The sequence below is a fragment of the Mesotoga sp. UBA5825 genome (assembly GCF_002432955.1).
GTDB lineage: Bacteria > Thermotogota > Thermotogae > Petrotogales > Kosmotogaceae > Mesotoga.
Map to the genome: position 1 here is coordinate 17,588 of NZ_DJHG01000116.1, position 783 is coordinate 18,370.

General features: G+C 43.8%; 1 protein-coding gene. It reads left to right on the forward strand.

The window, feature by feature from the left end; translation table 11 throughout:
- Positions 1–537: 537 nt before the first annotated feature.
- Complete coding sequence (locus B3N33_RS11460; protein ID WP_292593419.1) at positions 538–696, forward strand: hypothetical protein; 159 nt, start codon at positions 538–540, stop codon at positions 694–696.
- The last annotated feature ends 87 nt before the right edge of the window (positions 697–783 follow it).

Consider the following 783-nt stretch of genomic DNA (forward strand, 5'->3'; position numbering starts at 1 on the left):
TATTGGTGTTGATCTTCGGGGTCGTCGCTACTGCAGCTCCAAATTTCGGAAACAGAGTAGATAAAGATATTCTGAAACTGCAGCGCCAGATTCAGATTGCAAATGTGCTAAACGCAGTTGAACTTTCTCCTGAGCAGCTTCAGGAGATTTACGATCTTGCGAAATCCACTCGCGAGGAACTCGAAGGCCTCAAAGAGAGGATTACTAATACTCTTGAGAGCACTCTCGAGGAGGCAATTTCAGGTGAAATTGCTCCTCTTCCAGAAAGAGAAGCTTTTGCGACTAGAATGCAATCCATAATGGAGAATTACCTAACAGGTTTAAAATCAATAATCTCTATCAAGCAGGGTGAAAATCTTGCCGAGTACTTGCAGCAACGGGTAGCTTCGAACCGCGTAGGCACAAGCAGAGTAAATGAAATGAGAGAAAGAATTGAGGAGAAGCTTCCCGATATAGCGGAACAGATGAGACATCGTCTGGAGAATCTCCCGCCCGAAGCTCAGNNAGCGATTGAAGAATCTTGATGTTCAGGAAAGAATGAAAGTTGTCAAAGAGCAAGTTTCTGAAAGAATTACCGACAGGAGACCTGAGACACTGCAGAATAATTTGCAGAACAGAATCACACCTCAAAGATTGGCCATGATTCTACTATCTGACGAGGCACTTGAAGTAATGGAGAAGATGTTAGCCAAGTAGTTGTCTTCGAAAACCGCTTACTTAAGCCGGAGAGTGAACTTGACTCCGGCTTCTTGCTTTCTTGCAAATGAATGAGAAGGATAACAG